The sequence below is a fragment of the Aeromonas sp. EERV15 genome (assembly GCF_900079845.1).
In the GTDB taxonomy this organism is placed as follows: Bacteria; Pseudomonadota; Gammaproteobacteria; order Enterobacterales; family Aeromonadaceae; genus Aeromonas; species Aeromonas sobria.
In genome coordinates this window covers 1-440 of record NZ_FKKY02000159.1, presented here as the reverse complement: position 1 = coordinate 440, position 440 = coordinate 1, and the positions used below count along the sequence as shown (strand labels likewise).

Here is a 440-nt window from a genome sequence, read left to right as displayed (position 1 = left end):
CTCGGTCTGGTAGAGCACGCGGCCCCCCCCGTTGCGGATGCGGCGCGTGCCGCCATCCAGGACAACAAGGTGATCTACACCGCCCCTGAGGGCATCGCCCCCCTGCGGGCCGAGATCGCCGCAAAAATACAGCGGTGCTACGGCCTGAGTTACGACCCCACCAGCGAGGTCGTGGTCACGTCCGGAGCAACGGGAGCATTCGCCGCCACGCTCCTCGCGCTCTTCGACCCAGGAGACGAAATCATCCTCTTCGAGCCCTATTATGGCTACCACCTCAATACCGTCATCGCGTTTGGGCTGACCCCTGTCCTTGTCCCGACCCGACCACCGAACTGGACCTTCGAGCGCTCCGATCTCGAGCAGGCCATCACCTCCCGAACGCGGGGCATCGTGGTCTGCACGCCATCGAACCCGAGTGGAAAGGTGTGGTCGACGGCAGA

1 protein-coding gene is annotated in these 440 nt (G+C 64.5%); it reads left to right on the top strand.

The features are described 5' to 3' along the window. Nucleotides 1–69: 69 nt before the first annotated feature. On the top strand, nt 70–440 hold a 371-nt coding region (locus tag BN4575_RS22980; protein ID WP_256029052.1), incomplete at its 3' end, for an aminotransferase class I/II-fold pyridoxal phosphate-dependent enzyme.